Source organism: Mesorhizobium sp. WSM1343, from assembly GCF_055901535.1.
The window spans coordinates 2,881,392-2,898,728 of the sequence record NZ_CM148370.1; the positions used below are offsets into that span (position 1 = coordinate 2,881,392).

General features: G+C 63.6%; 15 protein-coding genes. 11 read left to right on the forward strand and 4 right to left on the reverse strand.

Annotated features, from left to right (window positions below):
* Positions 1-66 precede the first annotated feature (66 nt).
* Genes AC0NIL_RS13835 through AC0NIL_RS13845 form a run of 3 tightly spaced genes read left to right on the forward strand, consistent with a single transcriptional unit; the run spans position 67 to position 2,741 of the window.
* The gene (locus AC0NIL_RS13835) at positions 67-1,074 is read left to right on the forward strand and encodes an ABC transporter substrate-binding protein (protein ID WP_013530486.1); all 1,008 of its coding nucleotides are present in this window, start codon (positions 67-69) and stop codon (positions 1,072-1,074) included.
* Between the two features lie 28 nt (positions 1,075-1,102).
* Positions 1,103-1,951 (forward strand): ABC transporter permease, encoded by an 849-nt coding sequence (locus AC0NIL_RS13840; RefSeq protein WP_013530487.1) that lies wholly within the window; start codon positions 1,103-1,105, stop codon positions 1,949-1,951.
* A 10-nt stretch (positions 1,952-1,961) separates the two neighbouring features.
* Entirely contained in the window at positions 1,962-2,741 is a 780-nt protein-coding gene (locus tag AC0NIL_RS13845) for an ABC transporter ATP-binding protein (RefSeq protein WP_063168688.1), read from the forward strand.
* A 26-nt stretch (positions 2,742-2,767) separates the two neighbouring features.
* Here AC0NIL_RS13845 and AC0NIL_RS13850 read toward each other — a convergent pair whose 3' ends face one another.
* From AC0NIL_RS13850 to AC0NIL_RS13865, 4 genes are all read right to left on the reverse strand, one after another.
* Positions 2,768-4,660 (reverse strand): ABC transporter ATP-binding protein, encoded by a 1,893-nt coding sequence (locus AC0NIL_RS13850; RefSeq protein WP_473572224.1) that lies wholly within the window; start codon positions 4,658-4,660, stop codon positions 2,768-2,770.
* The gene (locus tag AC0NIL_RS13855) at positions 4,660-6,519 is read right to left on the reverse strand and encodes an ABC transporter ATP-binding protein (protein WP_275952534.1); all 1,860 of its coding nucleotides are present in this window, start codon (positions 6,517-6,519) and stop codon (positions 4,660-4,662) included. Before AC0NIL_RS13855 ends, AC0NIL_RS13850 begins: the two co-directional genes overlap by 1 nt.
* Before the next feature lie 291 nt (positions 6,520-6,810).
* On the reverse strand, positions 6,811-7,251 hold the full coding sequence (locus AC0NIL_RS13860) for a cupin domain-containing protein (RefSeq protein ID WP_245459329.1): 441 nt from the start codon (positions 7,249-7,251) through the stop codon (positions 6,811-6,813).
* 168 nt (positions 7,252-7,419) lie between these two features.
* The gene (locus AC0NIL_RS13865; RefSeq protein WP_275952535.1) at positions 7,420-9,228 is read right to left on the reverse strand and encodes a dipeptide ABC transporter ATP-binding protein; all 1,809 of its coding nucleotides are present in this window, start codon (positions 9,226-9,228) and stop codon (positions 7,420-7,422) included.
* A gap of 191 nt (positions 9,229-9,419) precedes the next feature.
* Here AC0NIL_RS13865 and AC0NIL_RS13870 point away from each other — a divergent pair, with 191 nt between their 5' ends.
* The 8 genes from AC0NIL_RS13870 (at position 9,420) to AC0NIL_RS13905 (ending at position 17,277) form a co-directional block, all read left to right on the forward strand.
* Complete coding sequence (locus AC0NIL_RS13870; protein WP_024503940.1) at positions 9,420-10,778, forward strand: LLM class flavin-dependent oxidoreductase; 1,359 nt, start codon at positions 9,420-9,422, stop codon at positions 10,776-10,778.
* Positions 10,779-10,792: 14 nt separating this feature from the next.
* The gene (locus AC0NIL_RS13875) at positions 10,793-11,569 is read left to right on the forward strand and encodes a DUF427 domain-containing protein (RefSeq protein ID WP_024503939.1); all 777 of its coding nucleotides are present in this window, start codon (positions 10,793-10,795) and stop codon (positions 11,567-11,569) included.
* 34 nt (positions 11,570-11,603) lie between these two features.
* Positions 11,604-13,241 carry an ABC transporter substrate-binding protein gene (locus AC0NIL_RS13880; RefSeq protein ID WP_275952536.1) on the forward strand — a complete coding sequence of 546 codons (1,638 nt, stop codon included), beginning with the start codon at positions 11,604-11,606 and terminating at the stop codon, positions 13,239-13,241.
* A 7-nt stretch (positions 13,242-13,248) separates the two neighbouring features.
* A complete protein-coding gene (locus AC0NIL_RS13885; RefSeq protein ID WP_473572222.1) occupies positions 13,249-14,208 on the forward strand; it encodes an ABC transporter permease in 960 nt (319 codons plus the stop codon).
* Complete coding sequence (locus AC0NIL_RS13890; RefSeq protein ID WP_473572220.1) at positions 14,205-15,092, forward strand: ABC transporter permease; 888 nt, start codon at positions 14,205-14,207, stop codon at positions 15,090-15,092. The genes AC0NIL_RS13885 and AC0NIL_RS13890 overlap by 4 nt, the downstream gene beginning before the upstream one ends.
* Before the next feature lie 69 nt (positions 15,093-15,161).
* Complete coding sequence (locus AC0NIL_RS13895) at positions 15,162-16,184, forward strand: LLM class flavin-dependent oxidoreductase (RefSeq protein WP_224675031.1); 1,023 nt, start codon at positions 15,162-15,164, stop codon at positions 16,182-16,184.
* A gap of 41 nt (positions 16,185-16,225) precedes the next feature.
* Entirely contained in the window at positions 16,226-16,873 is a 648-nt protein-coding gene (locus tag AC0NIL_RS13900; protein WP_013530499.1) for a ThuA domain-containing protein, read from the forward strand.
* Between the two features lie 26 nt (positions 16,874-16,899).
* Positions 16,900-17,277: a hypothetical protein gene (locus tag AC0NIL_RS13905; RefSeq protein WP_224674977.1), complete on the forward strand. Its 378-nt coding sequence runs from the start codon at positions 16,900-16,902 to the stop codon at positions 17,275-17,277.
* Positions 17,278-17,337 lie beyond the last annotated feature (60 nt).

The following is a 17,337-nucleotide window of genomic DNA, read 5'->3' on the forward strand; positions in this document are numbered from 1 at the left end:
GCAGTCTCACCGGACCGGCTACCTCCGTCAGAAAAAGCGGTCCGATCATCAAGGGGAACAAGGATGATGCGTAACCTAACAGGACAATTTCGCGCGCTCGTGATGGCCGCCGCCATCGGGCTCGCCGCCGCCCCGGCGGCCTACGCGGCCGATGCGGCCATTCCCACCACGCCCGAGGCAGGAGCGTTCAAGATCGGCATCGAGCCCTGGCTCGGCTATGGCCAGTGGCATGTCGCCGAGGCCAAGGGCCTGTTCAAGACGAACGGGCTGAGCGACGTCCAGATCGTCAACTTCGCCGAGGACAAGGACATCAATGCAGCACTTGCAAGCGGCCAGCTCGACGCCGCCAACATCGCCACCCACACGGCGATGGGCATGGTTGCGGCCGGCCTGCCGGTGAAGATCGTGCTGCTGCTCGACGTCTCCATGACCGCCGACGCGATCATCGCCGGCAAGGACGTCACCTCCATCGCGGACCTCAAGGGCAAGCAGGTGGCCTTCGAGGAAGGCACGACGAGCGACATCCTGCTCAAATACGCGCTCACCAGGAACGGCATGTCGATCGACGATGTGAAGCCGGTTCCGATGCCTGCGTCCGACGCCGGCAGCGCCTTGATCGCCGGCCAGGTGCCGGTCGCGGTGACCTATGAACCGTACCTCACCGTCGCCATGGCGCAGAACAAGGACCTCAAGCTGCTGTTCACCGCCGGCGAGGATCCCGGCCTGATCAGCGACGTGCTGGTGGTGCGTGACGAGGTGATCAAGTCGCGGCCCGGCCAAGTGCTGGCCATGATCAAGAGCTGGGACGCAGCGCTCAAGGACTACAATGCCGATACGCCCGGTGGGCGCGCCATCATCGCCAAAGCTGTCGGTTCGGACGTCAAGGACCTCAACACCGCCTTTGACGGCGTGCGTTACTACTCACTCGCCGAAAACAAGGCGGCGCTGACCGGTGATTTCACCACCAAGACCTTCGCCGATGTCGAAGCCGCCGCCAAGAACGCCAAGCTGCTGCAGGCCGATGTGACGCCGGAGCAGATGATCGACCCGTCATTCGTCAAGGCGGCGGAATGACCAAGGCCGGATCGCGGTGGTGACGCAGATGCCCGGGGAGCGTCCCGCTCAAACGGATCCGGCTCGCCCCACGAAACAGGCGAGGCGTCGCCGATCCTCCGGCATCGGCGTGCCCATCGCCAGGTCGCGCTTCCTGGTGATCGCGGTGGCCGTGTTCGTCGGGCTCGGCCTTGCCTGGTGGGCGGCGACCGGACTGGGGTTGGTAAAGCCGATCTTCCTGCCATCGCCGGGCAGCGTCGCTATGCAGATCGCCAAGCTCGCGGCCGACGGCACGTTGTGGCTGGACCTCAAAGCCTCGATGTACCGTATCTCCATCGGCTTCCTCATCGCCTCGGCCCTGTCGATACCGATCGGCGTGCTGATCGGCAGTTTCCGTTCCTGGGAAGCGGCCATCGAGCCGCTGGTGGATTTCATCCGCTACATGCCGGTCGTCGCTTTCGTGCCGCTCTCCATCCTGTGGGCCGGCACCGGCGATTCGCAGAAATTCCTGATCATCTTTATCGGCACGTTCTTCCAGCAAGTGCTGATGATCATGGACAATGTGAAACGGGTTCCAGCCGATTTCATCGGCCTTGGGCGCACGCTAGGCCTGCCGGATCGCAAGATCCTGACGCGCATCGTCGTGCCCAGTGCCTTGCCGGGCATCTGGGATACGCTGCGCATCAGCTTGGGCTGGGCATGGACCTGGCTGGTGCTGGCCGAACTCGTCGCCGCCACTTCGGGGCTCGGTTATCGCATCACCGTGTCGCAGCGCTATTTCCAGACCAACACCATCATCGGCTACATCCTGCTGCTCGGCCTGCTTGGCCTCATCACCGACCAGGTGATGAAGGCGCTGGAAAAGGTGCTGTTCAAGCAAGAGGGCCGCTCGCAATGAGGTCCAGCCGATGAGCCCCAAATTGCGGATCGCCGGTCTCCACAAGAGCTTCGGCACGGGCGAGCGGCGCACGGAAGTACTGCGCGGTATCAACCTCGATCTTGCCGACAACGAGTTCGTCTCCCTGGTCGGCACGTCGGGCTGCGGCAAGAGCACGCTGCTGTCGATCGTGGCCGGACTGCAGGACTTCGACGCGGGCGATCTCAGCATCGATGGCGCGCCGATCCTGCAGCCTGGTCTCGACCGTGGCGTCGTCTTTCAGTCCTACACGCTGCTTCCCTGGCTGACGGCGCGGCAGAACATCGAGTTTGCCCTCAAGGCCGCTGGTTACGATCGCCCGACCTGCCGCAGGATCGCGCTGGAGCATCTCGAACTCGTCAAGCTGTCTGGTAGTGCGGACCGCTATCCGGCCGAACTCTCGGGCGGCATGAAACAACGCGTCGCCATTGCGCGCGCGCTTTCCTACCGGCCCAAGATGCTGTTGATGGACGAGCCCTTCGGCGCGCTCGATGCCTTGACCCGGCATCAGATGCAGGAACTGCTGACCCAGATCTGGGAGGAACACAGGTTGACCGTCCTGTTTGTCACCCATGATGTGGAGGAGGCCGTCTATCTGTCGGACCGCATCGTCGTCATGGGCATCGGCCCGGGACGTATCACGCAGACATTCAACGTGGATATCGAGCGCCCGCGCCGCGAAGAGGTGATGGAAAGCCCTGTATTCATGGATCTGCAACGCGGCGTGCACAAGGCCATCCGCGAGGGTTCAAAACGCCCCGAAATGGCCTAGGCGCCTGCGGTCGTTTGCAGGTCCAATCAGGTCGCCTTGCCGACTGCCGCGTCCAGTTCCAGCTCGCCTTCGGAAATGTCGTCGAACGAGGCGTAGTTCATGTTGTAGAGGCGGGCGTAGAGGCCTTTTCTTGCCATCAGCTGTTCGTGGTTGCCGCTTTCGACGATCTCGCCGTTCTGCAGCACGATGATGCGGTCGGCGCCGCGGATAGTGGCCAGACGGTGGGCGATGACCAGCCCGGTGCGGCCTTCCAGCAGCGTGATCAGCGCCTTCTGGATCAGCATCTCGGTGTAGGAATCGATGCTGGCCGTGGCTTCGTCGAGCACCAGGATCTTTGCATCCGCCACCAGCGCGCGCGCAAAGCTGATCAGCTGGCGCTGGCCCAGCGAGAGATTGCCGCCGCGCTGCTCGAGTTCGGTATCGTAGCCATCTGGCAGGTTCTCGATGAAATCGTGCGCGCCGACGGCTTGTGCGGCGCGGACCACCTCCTCGCGGCTGGCTGATGTCTTGTGGTAGCGGATGTTTTCCAGCACCGAGCCGGAAAACAGGAACGGCTCCTGCAGCACCATCGCGACCTGATCGCCGAGCGAATCCTGGGTCAGGTCACGCACATCATGGCCGCCGACCAGAACCTCACCCGACCAGACATCGTAGAAGCGGTGCACCAGCGCCATCGAGCTCGACTTGCCCGATCCGGTCGGGCCGACCAGGGCCACGGTCTCGCCCGGGTTGACGCGGAAGGAGATGTTCTTCAGCACCGGCTGGTTCGGCCTATAGCCGAAGGTGACGTTCCTGAACTCGACCGAGCCGTCCATGTCGCGCGACAGCGCCACGGCACCGTGCCTGTCTCTGATGTCGACCGGCACGTCGAGCACTTCGGAGATGCGCTGGCCCGAAGCCATGGCTCGCTGCATGACGCTGTATTGCATGGTCAGCGAGCGGATCGGGTCGAAGAAGCGCTGGATGTAGAACAGGAACGCCACCATGACGCCGATGTCGAGGCTGTGCGAGAGCACCATCGACCCGCCGACGACGATGACAGTTGCCATGGCGATGCCGGTCAGCGTGTCGACGATCGGCACCATTACCTGCGCGTATTTCGCCGACCTCAAATGGGCATTGAGGTTGGCCAGCACCTTTTCGTCGTAGAGGTCGAAATTGACGTGCTGGCGCTCGAGGCTCTGCACCGTGCGCACGCCATGGATGCCTTCGGCCAGTGCGCCGTTGGCGATCGAGTTGGTTTCGTGCGCGGCCATGAAGGCGACCTTGGCGCGCGGCAGCCAGAAAAGGCGCACGATGAACAGCACCGGCATGGTCGACAGCGTCAGCAGGCCCAGTCGGAAATCGAGCCACAAAAGCACGCTGACAATGCCGAACAACAGCACGATGTCGCCTACCGACATCACCGATGTTTCGAGGAATTCCTGCATCGAATTGACGTCGCCCTGCAGGCGCGACATCAGCCGCCCGACCTCGGTCTTGTCCATGAAGCTCAGCGAGACCCGTTGCAGATGGCTGAACATGGCGCGGCGCAGGTCCGACAGCACGTTTTCGGCCACCTTGCCGACGACGCTTTCCTGCACATAGCTGGCGGCATAGTTGATCAGGATGATCACGGCGAAAGCGCTGATCGCGGCGATCATCACCGATTGGTCCAGCTTGCCAGCCGTCATGCCGTGGTCGATGGCGTAGCGGATGACCAGCGGGATCGCCAGTTGCGTCAGCGTGAACACCAGCACCGCGGCGAGTGAGATGAAAATCCGGTTCTGATACGGCCTCACGAAGCTCCAGATACGCCGCACGATGCGCGGGTCATAAGCTTTGCCGAAGACCTCTTCGTCGTCGCGGTGCGAGCCCACGACCGCCTTTGTCGGTGGCCCGCTGGTGTCTTCCTTCTCGTCGTCGGCCGGTGTCTGCATCACGCGGCTCCCGCCACGGGCCGCTCATCGTCCGGCCGCAACTGCAGGTCATGGAGCGCGCGGTAGCGTCCACCGAGCGCCAGCAACTCCTCATGCGTGCCGCGCTCGACGATCCGGCCGCCCTCGACGAACAGGATCTGGTCGGCATGCATCAGCGAACTCAGCCGGTGCGAGATGATGAGTGTCACGCGATCCCTGGCGAAGCGTTTCATCGCTGCCCGGATCCGCTGTTCGGTGCCGGCGTCGATGGCCGCGGTGGAATCATCGAAGACCAGCACGGACGGCCGCAGCATCAGGCTGCGGGCGATGGTCAGGCGCTGCCGCTGGCCACCGGAAAGCGACGCGCCGCGTTCGCCGACGACCGTGGTGTAACCGGCTGGGAGGCCCATGATGTAGTTGTGCAGCTGCGCGTACTCGGCTGCCTGCCCGATGCGGGTCTCGCGCGCCCAGGGATTGCCGTAGGCGATGTTGTTCTCGATCGAGGTGGTGAACAGGAACGCGTCCTGCTGCACGACGCCGACGGCCTTGCGCAACGATTGCAGCGTCACCTTGCGGATGTCCTGGCCGTCGATGGTTATCGCGCCTGAGGTGACGTCGTAGAAGCGCGGGATCAGGTGCGCGATGGTCGACTTGCCGCTGCCTGGCGGGCCGACGATGCCGATGGTCTCGCCGGACCTCGCCTCGAAGGAGATGCCCGACAGAGTCGGCCGGTCGCCCGCGCCCTCGTAGCGGAAGCCGACATTGTGGAAGCGCAGCACGCCATCGGTGACGACGAGATCCTTGGCGCCGGGCGCGTCCTCGATGTCGAGTTCGGCGTCGAGCAGTTCGAATAGCCGGCTGCCGCAGGTCGAGGCGCGCGCGAAGGAATTGACCATCAGCCCGAGCTGGCGCACCGGCATCTGCAGGATGGTCATGAAGGTGAGGAACTGGGCGAGCGTGCCGACGCTGATCTGACCCGCGATCACCTTCTGGCCGCCGAACCAGAGCACCAGCCCCATGGCGACCAGGAAGGAAAAATTCATGGCGCTGGTGTTGGAGACGCGGATGTCGACGCGCCGATTGGCAAGCTCCAGCGCCGACAGCTTGGCGCGGTCGAATTTGTCGAGCTCATGCCGCTGTGCCGCAAAGGCCCGCACGACGCGGATGCCGCCGAGGTTCTCATCCATCACCCGGCTCAGCACAGACAACCGCTCCTGCAACGTCAGCCAGGTGCTGCGCAGTTTGAGCTGGGTGACCGAGGACCGCCAGGCAACGAACGGCACGAAGCTCAGGCTGAGCAGCCCGAGCATGAGATCGGTGCTGATCAGGAGATAGGCGCCGACGCCGATCAGCACGCCGAGCAGGACGACGCGCAGGATGCCGGTGGAGAAGAACATGCGCACGCCGTCGAGATCGAGCAGGCCGAGCGTGATCAAATCGCCGGTGTGGACCCTGTCGTGGTAGGCGAAGCTCAGGCGCTGGATCTTCTCGTAGAAGGCGAGCCGCAGTTCATAGCCGGTGCGATGACCGACGGCCTCGCCATAGTAGTTCTGCGCCATGGTGAAGAGGCCGCGCAGGATCGAGACGACGAGCAGCGTCAGCGCCGTGTTCCACAGCGCCTGTTCCGCCGCAGCGCCGGCACCCGCGGCCATCACACCTTGCGCCTGGTCGATGGCGCGTCCCAGCAGGCGTGGAATGAAAAGCTGCAGCGTCGCGGCAATGAAGGTCGAGACGATGGTGATGGCGACCTGCCAGGGATGGCGCAGTGTCATGCGCACGATGCGAAGCAAGGTGCTGAGGCCCTTGCCCCAGGACGCTTCCGCGACGTGAGCAAACGATTTGCCGCGCTCCGGCGCGCTGCTGGTTGCTTGCGTGTTCAAGGAAAATATCCAAACCAATCCGGACGTTAGTCCGGACTAATAAAGCAGACTCAATGTGAGCGGTTGACTTGGCGCTATGTTACGCGGGTCTGGCTTGGCCCTTCAAGAGCCAATGCCGGCATCGCACTGTGCCTGAAGGAAAGCGAACATGCGGCTGTGACCCGGCTGGCACCAGCGGCGGAATCCTGCCGATCTTGCCGAAGGGCGTTGGCCGGACGAGGCCAGCACTTAGCTGTACGCAAGCGCCGGCCGGACGGCATGCGACCTTCCATCCGGCCGGAATCCGGTTTGCTAGGCAGGTATCAGGATGGCGATCCGATGCACGCCGACCTCCTTGCTTGTATTTGTCGCCTCGTCGGTCTTGCCTTTGGCGCAGGTGTACATGTCACCCGTCTTGAGCTTGAATTCCTTGTCGGCCTTCTTGATCGTGAACGCACCTGAAGCAATGGTGCAGACCATATCGTTGTCCATCACCATCTGAGGCGCGTGTGCGCCGGGCTGAAATACCACGTCGACAATTGCGATGCTCTTGTAGGCGGGAATGTCGGAGTTGCCGGTGCTGACCTCAACCACCCTGACACCGGGCGCAATCTCCTTGCCTTCCTTCGGGCCGTATTTCTTCGCTGATGCCGCCAGGGTGAACAGAGGCGTTATCGCGGCAGCCGTCACACCGAGAGCAATTGCAGACCTGCGATTCATGGTTTTCATTGCATCCTCCCACGTCTTCGTCACGAACGAATGTGCATGACAGTTATATATTAGCACAAATGAATGTACTTGTATGCGAGGAAGCGGCCCAACCACGGCGGCAGGAACTCCGCAGCAGCCGTCGGAGAGGTTCCAGACATCGACGATCTGCTTGCCGCTAAAACCCTGCCACTGCTGCGGACCTTCGGGCGCTCAGACACCCTTGCCGTGCCGCCAGCAGGCGATCAGATGCCCTGCCGCGGTCTCTCGGGCCGGCGGCTCCGCCTTTCGGCAGTCGGGCAGGACCAGCGGGCAGCGGTCGGCGAAGGAGCACCCCGTATTCGGGACACCGGCTGCCTCGATCTCGATTGGAGCGGATAGTCTCGGCGCAGCTTCGTCGGAGGACGCAGCCAAAAGCAGGGCCGTATAGGGGTGGTTGGGGCCGCGAAAGATCTGGTCGGATGTGCCGGTTTCGACCAGGCGTCCGCGATAGAGCACGCCGATCCTGTCGGCCATGTAGCGCACCACCCTGAGGTCGTGGCTGATGAACAGATAGGTCGTGTCCTTGTCGCGCTGCAGGTCGTTGAGCAGGTTGAGAACGGTCGCCTGGACGGAGACGTCGAGCGCGGAGGTCGGTTCATCGAGCACGACGACCTTCGGCACGCCGGCGAAGGCGCGCGCGATTGCCGCCCGCTGCCGCTGGCCGCCGGACAGCGAACGCGATTTCTGCTCGGCCGTGGCGCCGGCGAGGCGAACCGATTGCAGCAGGTCGCCGACGCGGGCTCTCACCTCGCTGCGGCGCAGGCCGGCGAGCCTGCGCAGCGGGCGGCCTAGGATCGTGCCGATCCGCTGGCGCGGATTGAGCGTGCGATCCGGCGACTGGAAGACCATCTGCACGTCGCGGCGTTCGGCAAGGTTTCTCTTCTCGACGCGCGGCGCGACCGTCCTGCCGAACAGTTCGACCGATCCGGCGCTTGGCGTCTGCAGGCCGGTGACGATCCGTGCCAGGGTCGACTTGCCAGAACCGGACTCGCCGATCAGCCCGAAGGTCTCGCCCTGGCCGATGTCGAGATCGACGTGGTGCAGCACTGGCTGGCTGCCGAAGGCATGACTGATGCCTTTGCAGGCGATCGCGATGCGGCGTTCTTTTGGCAGGCCGGCGTCTTCGCCTTGGGCTGTTGGGTGCGCTGGCACGCCGTCCGTCTCCGCCAGTCTTCCGTCCCGCTTGGTGTAGTTGAGCGCCGGGATCGAGGCGATGAGCGCCTTGGTGTAGGCGTGAGAGGGGTTGTCGAAGACATCGCTCGCAACGCCGCTTTCGACCACGGTTCCCGCCTGCATCACTGCCACCCGGTCGCAGGAGCGGCGGATCATATTGATGTCGTGGCTGATCAGCAGGATGCTGGTTTTGTGATCCTTGCGTAAGTCGGAGAGGATGGCGATGATCTCGGACTGGACGCTGGCGTCGAGCGCCGTCGTCGGCTCATCCAGCACCAGCAGCGATGGGTCGAGCGCAATGGCAATGGCGATGTTGGCGCGCTGCTGCATGCCGCCGGAGAGTTCGTGCGGATAGAGATCCAGCACCCGCTCCGGATGGCTGACCCGGACGCGGCCCAGCAGTTCGGCGGCGCGCCCGCGCGCCTCTTCGAGGCGAACCGGGCGATGCCGCATGACCGTCTCGGTGATCTGGCGGCCGATCGTCATGCTTGGATTGAGGGCAGCACCGGGATGCTGGTAGACGGCGGCGATATGATTTCCCCTGAGCCGGCGCAGCTGCTCGGCGGAAAGGTCGCGGATTTCGCGGCCGTGGAATTCCAGCGCCGACGCAGCGATGCGGGCGTTTTTCGGCAGATAGCGCAATATGGCGAGCGCCACCGAGCTTTTGCCCGATCCTGACTCGCCAACCAGGCCGAGCGCTTCGCCTTCGCCGATGTGCAGTGACACGCCGCTGACGGCGGGATGCGATCCCTTGCGCCCGTCATAGGCCACGGACAGCTGGTCTACGTTCAGAACCGAGGAGGACATGGGGACTTGAAACCACTTTCTTCCAGCGCCGCCATCGAGGGCAATCGCTTCCGCTTTCGCAATGTATTATCTCTATAAAATTACTCGAATTAAGCCGGAGCGCAATCTACCTTTCTCGCATCAGCAGAGATTGTCGCCGTCTGCCGAGGCAGCGCGACGGTCTCCGGAGCAGATCTGGAAGGAGGCCCGGCATGGCTCGAGACCACATGATCCTCAGCGCATTCTTCTTCAACCCGCAGGGCGATCATCGGATGTCGTGGCGCCACCCGAGGGCGCCGGGGCGGGAGGTGCTGGATTTCGAATTCTACCGCGATCTCGTGCAGGCGGCCGAACGCGCCAGGATCGACACCATCTTCGTCGCCGACCACGTGTCGATCTGGGATTCAGTCAAGAGCGGCGTCGCCCATTACGCCAATGCCCGCCTCGAACCGCTGACGCTGCTATCGGCGCTGGCTAGCGTGACCAAGCATATCGGCCTGATCACCACGGCGTCGAGTTCCTACAGCGAGCCGTACAATGTGGCGCGCATGTTCGCCTCGCTCGACCATATCAGCAAGGGCAGGGCGTCGTGGAACGTCGTCACCTCGGCCATGGATGAGGAGGCGCGCAATTTCGGCCGCGACGGCAATATCGAACATGCTTTCCGCTATGAACGCGCGGCCGAATTCCTCGATATCGTCAAGGCGCTGTGGGACAGCTGGGAAGACGAGGCGCTGCTGATCGACAAGGCGTCAGGCCATTTCGCCGACCCCGACAAGGTCCATCCCATCGATCACAAGGGCAAGCACTTCAAGGTGCGTGGGCCGCTCAACGTCTCGCGGCCGCCGCAAGGCCATCCGCTAATCGTCCAGGCCGGCTCGTCCGAAGATGGCAAGAACTTCGCCACCGCCCAGGCCGATGCGCACTTCGCCATCTACAGCACCAAGGAGGATGGCATCAAATACCGTCAGGACATCAACGAGCGGCTGGCCCGCCACGGCAGGCGGCCGGAGAGCTTCAAGATCCTGCCCGGCATCCTGCCGATCGTCGCCGCCTCCGAAGCGGAAGGCCGGGAAAAGCAGGAATACCTGCAGACCTTGCTGCCGGATCAGGTCGGCATCGACCTTCTGTCGAGCTGGAGCGGGTTGGACCTGTCGCTGTTCCCGCCGGACGGGCCGCTGCCGCCGCTGCCGGACGAAAGCACGTTCAATGGCGGGCGCACATCGCTCAACCGGGTCAAGCAGTGGGCGAAGCAGAATCTCAGCCTGCGCGAGATCGCGCGCAAGCTCGCCAACAGCGGTTCGGTGCCGACGGTTGCCGGCACGCCGGTACAGATCGCGGACCAGTTGCAGGACTGGTTCGTTTCGGGTGCCGCTGACGGCTTCAACCTGATGTTCCCGCTGCTGCCAGAAGACTGGGTGAATTTTGCCGAACAGGTGGTGCCGGAGCTGCAGCGGCGCGGCGTCTTCCCGACCGAATACGGGCCGGGAACGTTGCGCGACCGTTTCGGCCTGGCGCGGCCCGCCAACCGCTTCGCCGAGCAGCGCGACAATGCGCGTGCCGTGTCCTGACCAGAAGAACGATCATGACCGTCGCACCAAGATTGCAGCCGCGCGAAGCGACCGCGCCGCAGCTCGTCAATGTCCTGCACAGCCCCAAGCGTGTGCGCGTCAAATTCGGCGGCCGCACCATCGCCGACAGCCGCAACGTGCTGGTGCTGCGCTCCAATCATTTCCTGCCGATCTATTTCTTCCCGCCGTCAGCGGTCGACCCATCGGTGCTGAAACCTTCGCTGCATCGCGAGCCGCATCCGGTCGGTGGCGAGACCGCCTATTGGGATATCGACAGCGGCGACAGGCGCAGCGCCAACGCGGCGTGGTCGTTCGTGTCGCCGCCGGATGAAAACCTGGCGCCGCTGGCCGGCCGCATTGCATTCACCTGGAAGGCCGTCGACCAGTGGTTCGAGGAGGAAGAGGAAGTCTTCGTCCACGCCCGCGATCCCTATGCACGCATCGATGTTCTGCAAAGCTCGAGCCATTTGCAGATCTGGTTCGACGGCGAGCCGATCGCCGACAGCCACCGCCCGGTGCTGCTGTTCGAGACGCATCTGCCGACGCGTTTTTATCTGCCCGCGGAAGACATCCGGCTGGAGCGGCTGACGGCGTCCGTCACCACGACGCGATGTCCCTACAAGGGCATCGCCTCTTACTGGTCCGGCCTGCTGAGCGACGGTTCGGTGCGCCCTGATATCGCCTGGAGCTACCGGGATCCCATTGAGGAAATGCCGAAGATCAAGGGCCTCATCGCCTTCTATCCGCAGGCCGTCGACCGCATCCATCTCGACGGCGAGCCCGTCGCATAGATTTTCAATCTTCATTTCAAAGCAGGGTTTCAAAATGACCAGACGCAGAGATATCGACGCAGTTCGCAATCTGTCGGGGGACATCTGGAATGTCGCCGTCGACGAACATCAGGGCGGCTTTCTCAAGCGCCGCGATCTCCTCAGATATGCCGCACTGCTCGGCCTGACCGGCTTTGCCGCCTCGCAGGGGTTGGGAGGCGCACGCGCCGCGGCTGCCGGCGGCGGCACGGTTCGCGTCGGGCTCGGCCAGCCGACCAAGGCGATCGATCCGGTTTCGGTCACCGATCCGGCCAGCATCGGGGTGATCAGCCAGGTCGGCGAGTATCTGATCCTCGACGATCCGAAGGATGGTCTGCAGCCGAAGCTGGCTCTGTCCTGGGAGGCCAACGAGACGGCCAGCCGCTGGACCTTCAAATTGCGGCAAGGGGTAAAATTCCACGATGGCCGCGCGGTCACCGCCAAAGACGTTGTGGCGAGCTTCGAGCGGCTGGTCGATCCGGCCAGCGGCTCGTCGGCGTTGTCCGCCTACAAGGGCATCCTGTCCAAGGGCGGCGCCAAGCTGGTCGACGACGAAACCGTCGCCTTCGATCTCGACGGTCCGAACAGCAACTTCCCGTTCTATGTCTCCTCCGACGTCTACAATGCCGTCATCCTGCCTGCCGACTATGCCGGTGATTTCGAGAAGACTTTCAACGGCACCGGTCCGTTCAAGCTCGAATCCTTCCGCCCCAAGCAAGGCGCCAGCTTCGTGCGCAATGAGAATTACTGGGGCGACAAGGCGCTGCCCGACCGGATCGAGATCAAGTTCTTCGACGACGAGCAGGCACAGGTGCTAGCTTTGCAGGCCGGCCAGCTCGACGTGATCCCAAGCACGACGCGGCTGGAGCTGGCGATCGAGGGCAATCCCAACTTCAAGCTGCTGAGCGTGCAGGCGAGCTCGCACGACCAGGTGCATCTCAGGACCGACCAGGCGCCGTTTACCGACAAGCGCATCCGCCGCGCGCTGGCGCTCACGATCGACCGAGAGGCTGTGGTCAAGGGCCTGCTCAAGGGCCGCGCCATCGTCGGCAACGACACGCCGTTCGCGCCGATCTTCCCCTCGGCCGATCCATCGGTGCCGCAGCGCAAGCAGGACACTGCCGAGGCCAAGCGGCTGCTTGGCGAGGCGGGCGTGCCCAACGGCTTCGAGGTGACGCTGACCACCGAACGCGCCTATGACATTCCCGACTATGCGGTCATCATCCAGAACTTCGCCAAGAAGGCCGGCATCGACGTCAAGCTCAATGTCCTGCCGCAGGACGCCTATTACGGCTCGGCGACGTTTGGCAGTTCGCCATGGCTGGATTCGGTGCTCGGCATCACCGACTATGGCCACCGCGGCACGCCCGACATCTTCCTCAACGCCACGCTAAAGAGTTCGGGAGCTTGGAACGCGGCACATTTCAACAACCCGGCCTATGACGCGCTGCTGCTTGACTACTCGAAGGCGCGCGACCTGCAGGCACAGCGCCTTGTTGCCCGCAAGATTCAGACCTTGCTGCTCGACGAGACGCCGGCGATCATCAGCTACTTCTCGCAATACAGCCGCATCGTCAGCTCCAAGGTCGAGGGCGTGCGCTTCACCGCGATTTCGCATCTCCTGCTCGACCGCGTTTCCTTCGTCCAGGCATGATCGCGACATGCTGACCGGTCGCATTCTGTCAACGCGTGTGGGCACACTTGTCCTCACCCTGTGGCTGGTCAGCATTCTGGTGTTCTTCGCCGGGCAGGTCCTGCCCGGCGATGTGGGCCGTGTCATGCTCGGGCCTTTTGCCGACGCGCAAGCGGTGGCGGAACTGAACAAGCGGCTAGGCGCCGACCAACCGGTTCTCGTCCAGTATTGGCTCTGGTTCAGCAAAGCGGTCACCGGTGACTTCGGCACCTCGCTGTCGATGCGCGGGCCGGTGGCGCCCTTCGTGCTGGAAAGCCTCAAGCGCTCCGCGGCGATTGCCGGGATTATTTTGCTCTTCCTCGTTCCGCTCGGCGTTGGTGCCGGCGTCATCGCCGGTCTCAATGCCGGCCGCCTCATCGACCGGCTGATCGTGATGGCGGGCGTCTCCTTCGGCATTGTGCCTGATTTCGTTTCCGGCCTGATGCTGCTCATCGTTTTCGGCCTGTGGCTGAACTGGTTCCCGATCTCCGGCGTTGCGCCCGATGGCGCGGGCTTCTGGACGCATGGCTATTATCTGATCCTGCCGGCGCTGCCGCTGGTGCTGAACCTTTCCGGCTATATCGCCCGGATGACGCGAGCAGGCGTGATCGAGGCGATCGCCGCCGATTACACGCGCACCGCCGTCCTGAAAGGGCTCGAGCGGCGCGAGATCATCTTTCGGCACGTGCTGCGCAATGCGCTGACGCCGACCGTCGCGGTGCTGGCGACGCAGACCGGATACATGCTGGGTGGGCTGGTGGTGATCGAGGCGTTGTTCGGCATCCAGGGACTTGGCAATCTGGTCCTGAACGCGGCCAAGGCCCGTGATTTCCCGATGCTGGAGGCAGGCGTATTGGTGATGGCGGCCATCTTCGTGCTGTCGGCGGCGGCCGGCGACCTCTTGCTGGCGCTGCTCGATCCGCGGCAACGCCGCCGGACCTCGCCATGACGGATCTGGCCGAGTTTCCCGCACCGCAGCGCGCCGTGGCGGGCTTTTCGACAATGCGCCGGATTCGCAGTGCTTTCGCCGGATTGCCGCCGTCGGTCGTGGTCGGATTGCTGCTGCTTTTGTTCTGGGTCGCTTGCGCCATAGCAGGCAACCTCTTCGTTCCCTACGATCCCTATGCCGAGGATTTCCTGGCGACGCTGACGCCGCCCGATGCGCTGCACTGGTTCGGGACCGATCAGCTCGGCCGCGATGTGCTGTCCCGCATCATCGTCGGTTCGCGCGACATCCTGCTGGTTGCGCCGCTGGCGACGCTGGCCGGGGTTGCCGCCGGCAGCATCATCGGCCTGGTGCTCGGCTATTTCGAGGGCCTCACTGATGCCATCGGCGCGCGGCTGCTCGATACGCTGATGGCGTTTCCGTTCATCGTTCTCGTCACCATGACGCTGGTGGCGATCGGCCCGTCGAACCTGACCGTCATCCTGGTGATCGGCATCGCCTACGCGCCGCTGGTGGCGCGCACCGTTCGCGCCGCCGTGCGTGAGCAGAAGCAGCGCGACTATGTCAGCGCCGCGCGCCTCGGCGGCGAGGGCGCGCTCGCCATCATGTTCCTGGAGATCCTGCCCAACATCAGGGAAACGATCCTCATCGAGCTCGTCACAAGGCTGGGCTACGCGTTCTTCTCGATCGCGACGCTGAGCTTTCTCGGCCTCGGCATTCAGCCGCCATCGGCCGACTGGGGACTGGCCGTCGCCGACGGCTATGGCTTCCTGACCGGCGGAAAATGGTGGGTCGTCGTCTTCAATTCCGGGGCAATCGTCTCGCTGGTGATGGCGACCAACCTGATCGCACAAGGCATTGGCGCCTTCGAGAATAGCGATGCATGAGCCTTGATCCGGGCGCCAAAAAATCTCTTTTGCATTGAAGCCTGACGCGCATCCTTATATCGCATGACTATGAAGAAAATCGGTTTCCTGTCGTTCGGGCACTGGACGCCCTCGTCGCAATCGCAAGTGCGCTCGGCTTCGGACGCGCTTTTGCAATCCATCGACCTCGCCGTCGCCGCCGAGCAACTGGGCGCGGATGGCGCCTATTTCCGCGTGCATCATTTCGCCCGCCAGCTCGCTTCGCCGTTCCCGCTGCTGGCGGCAGTCGGCGCCAAGACCAGCCGCATCGAGATCGGCACCGCGGTCATCGACATGCGCTACGAGAACCCGCTCTACATGGCCGAGGATGCCGGTGCCGCCGACATCATCGCCGGCGGGCGCCTGCAACTCGGCATCAGCCGTGGCTCGCCCGAGCAGGTGATCGATGGCTGGCGCCATTTCGGCTACGCGCCGCCGGAAGGCAAAAGCGACGCCGACATGGCGCGGCATCATGCCGAGGTCTTCCTCGAGACGCTGCGGGGCGAGGGGTTCGCCCAACCCAATCCGCGGCCGATGTTCCCCAATCCGCCCGGCCTCTTGCGCCTCGAGCCGCATTCGGAGGGTCTGCGCGAGCGGATCTGGTGGGGTGCGGCCACCAACGCCACGTCGGAATGGGCAGCCAGGCTCGGCATGAACCTGCAGAGCTCGACGCTCAAATTCGACGAGAGCGGCAAGCCGTTCCACATCCAGCAGGCCGAGCAGATCCGCATCTATCGCGAGGCCTGGAAGGCAGCCGGCCACAAGCGCGAGCCGCGCGTCTCGGTCAGCCGCAGCATCTTCGCGCTGGTCGACGATCGCGACCGCGCCTATTTCGGCCGCGGCAATGAGAGCCGCGACCAGATCGGCTTCATCGAGGAGAACACCAAGGCGATTTTCGGGCGCAGCTACGCGGCCGAGCCGGATGTGCTGATCAAGGAATTGGCGCAGGACGAGGCGATCGCCGAAGCCGATACGCTGCTGCTCACCGTTCCGAACCAGCTCGGCGTCGACTACAATGCGCATGTCATCGAGGCGATCCTGACCCATGTCGCTCCAGCGCTGGGCTGGCGCTGACGCCGGATCGATCAGGGCCGAGTTTTCCAGGGAGGTACACAATGCCAAAGAAGGCCTTGATCGCCTGGGGCGGCTGGGAGGGCCATACGCCGGAGCAGAGCGCGAAGCTCGTTCGCACCTTGCTTGAGCGAAACGGCTTCGACGTCACGCTCGGCGAAGGCACGGCGATGTTCGCTGGTCCGGAGCTTGCTTCCTTCGATCTCATCGTGCCCGTCATCACGATGTCGACGATCGAAAAGGCCGAGTTGCAGAACCTGACGCTTGCGGTTCGCGGGGGAAGCGGGCTCGGCGGTTTCCACGGGACGATGGGCGACAGTTTCCGCAATGAGCCCGACTATCAGTTCATGACCGGCGGCCAATGGGTGGCGCATCCCGGCAACATCATCGACTACACTGTCGCGATCACCCGGCCGGACGATCCGATCACAAAAGGCATCAGCGATTTCGCCTACCGGTCGGAGCAATATTACATGCATGTCGACCCAAGCAATGAGGTGCTGGCGACCACCACCTTCACCGACGCGCATTTTCCGGGGATAGGCGGCGTTGTCATGCCGGTCGTCTGGAAACGGCGCTATGGGGCGGGGAAGGTTTTCTACAGTTCCCTTGGTCACACGGCGGATGAGTTCGCGGTGCCGGAAATGGCGCTGATGGTGGAGCGGGGTTTGCTTTGGGCGGCGCGGGGGTAGAAGCAGGCGAAGTTCGTGAAAATCTGATGGAATTCACAGGAAATCTACGGAGATATCCAATGAACGATTCCAGTTGGTCCGCTTCCGAAAAGAAGCTCGCCCGCCACGCCTTCGATAAGGCTCTTGAGGCGGCCCTCGCAAAGACGATGGCCGAATTCAAGAGCAAGGCCAGTGCGGTGACGGTTCCCTCCCAGATGTGGGAGCTGGAAGCCTATTTGCGTGAACAGCGGCGGGATATCGATCGGACGTTCGACTACCGCTATTCGCAGCTCCTTTATGTCTTCACTCATCTCATCCGAGCAGGCTGCCTCGATGAAAAGCTGCTTGCCGGTCTGTCGCAAGACAAGCGGGATGTCATTCGGCGGGACCTTGCCTTTGCGGCGGGACGCTCGGCCAGCGGATGACGACGGCAGGGAGTGCGGCCGCGTCCCAATCCCTGCCATGCTGGAAAGCGGCCGTTGTCG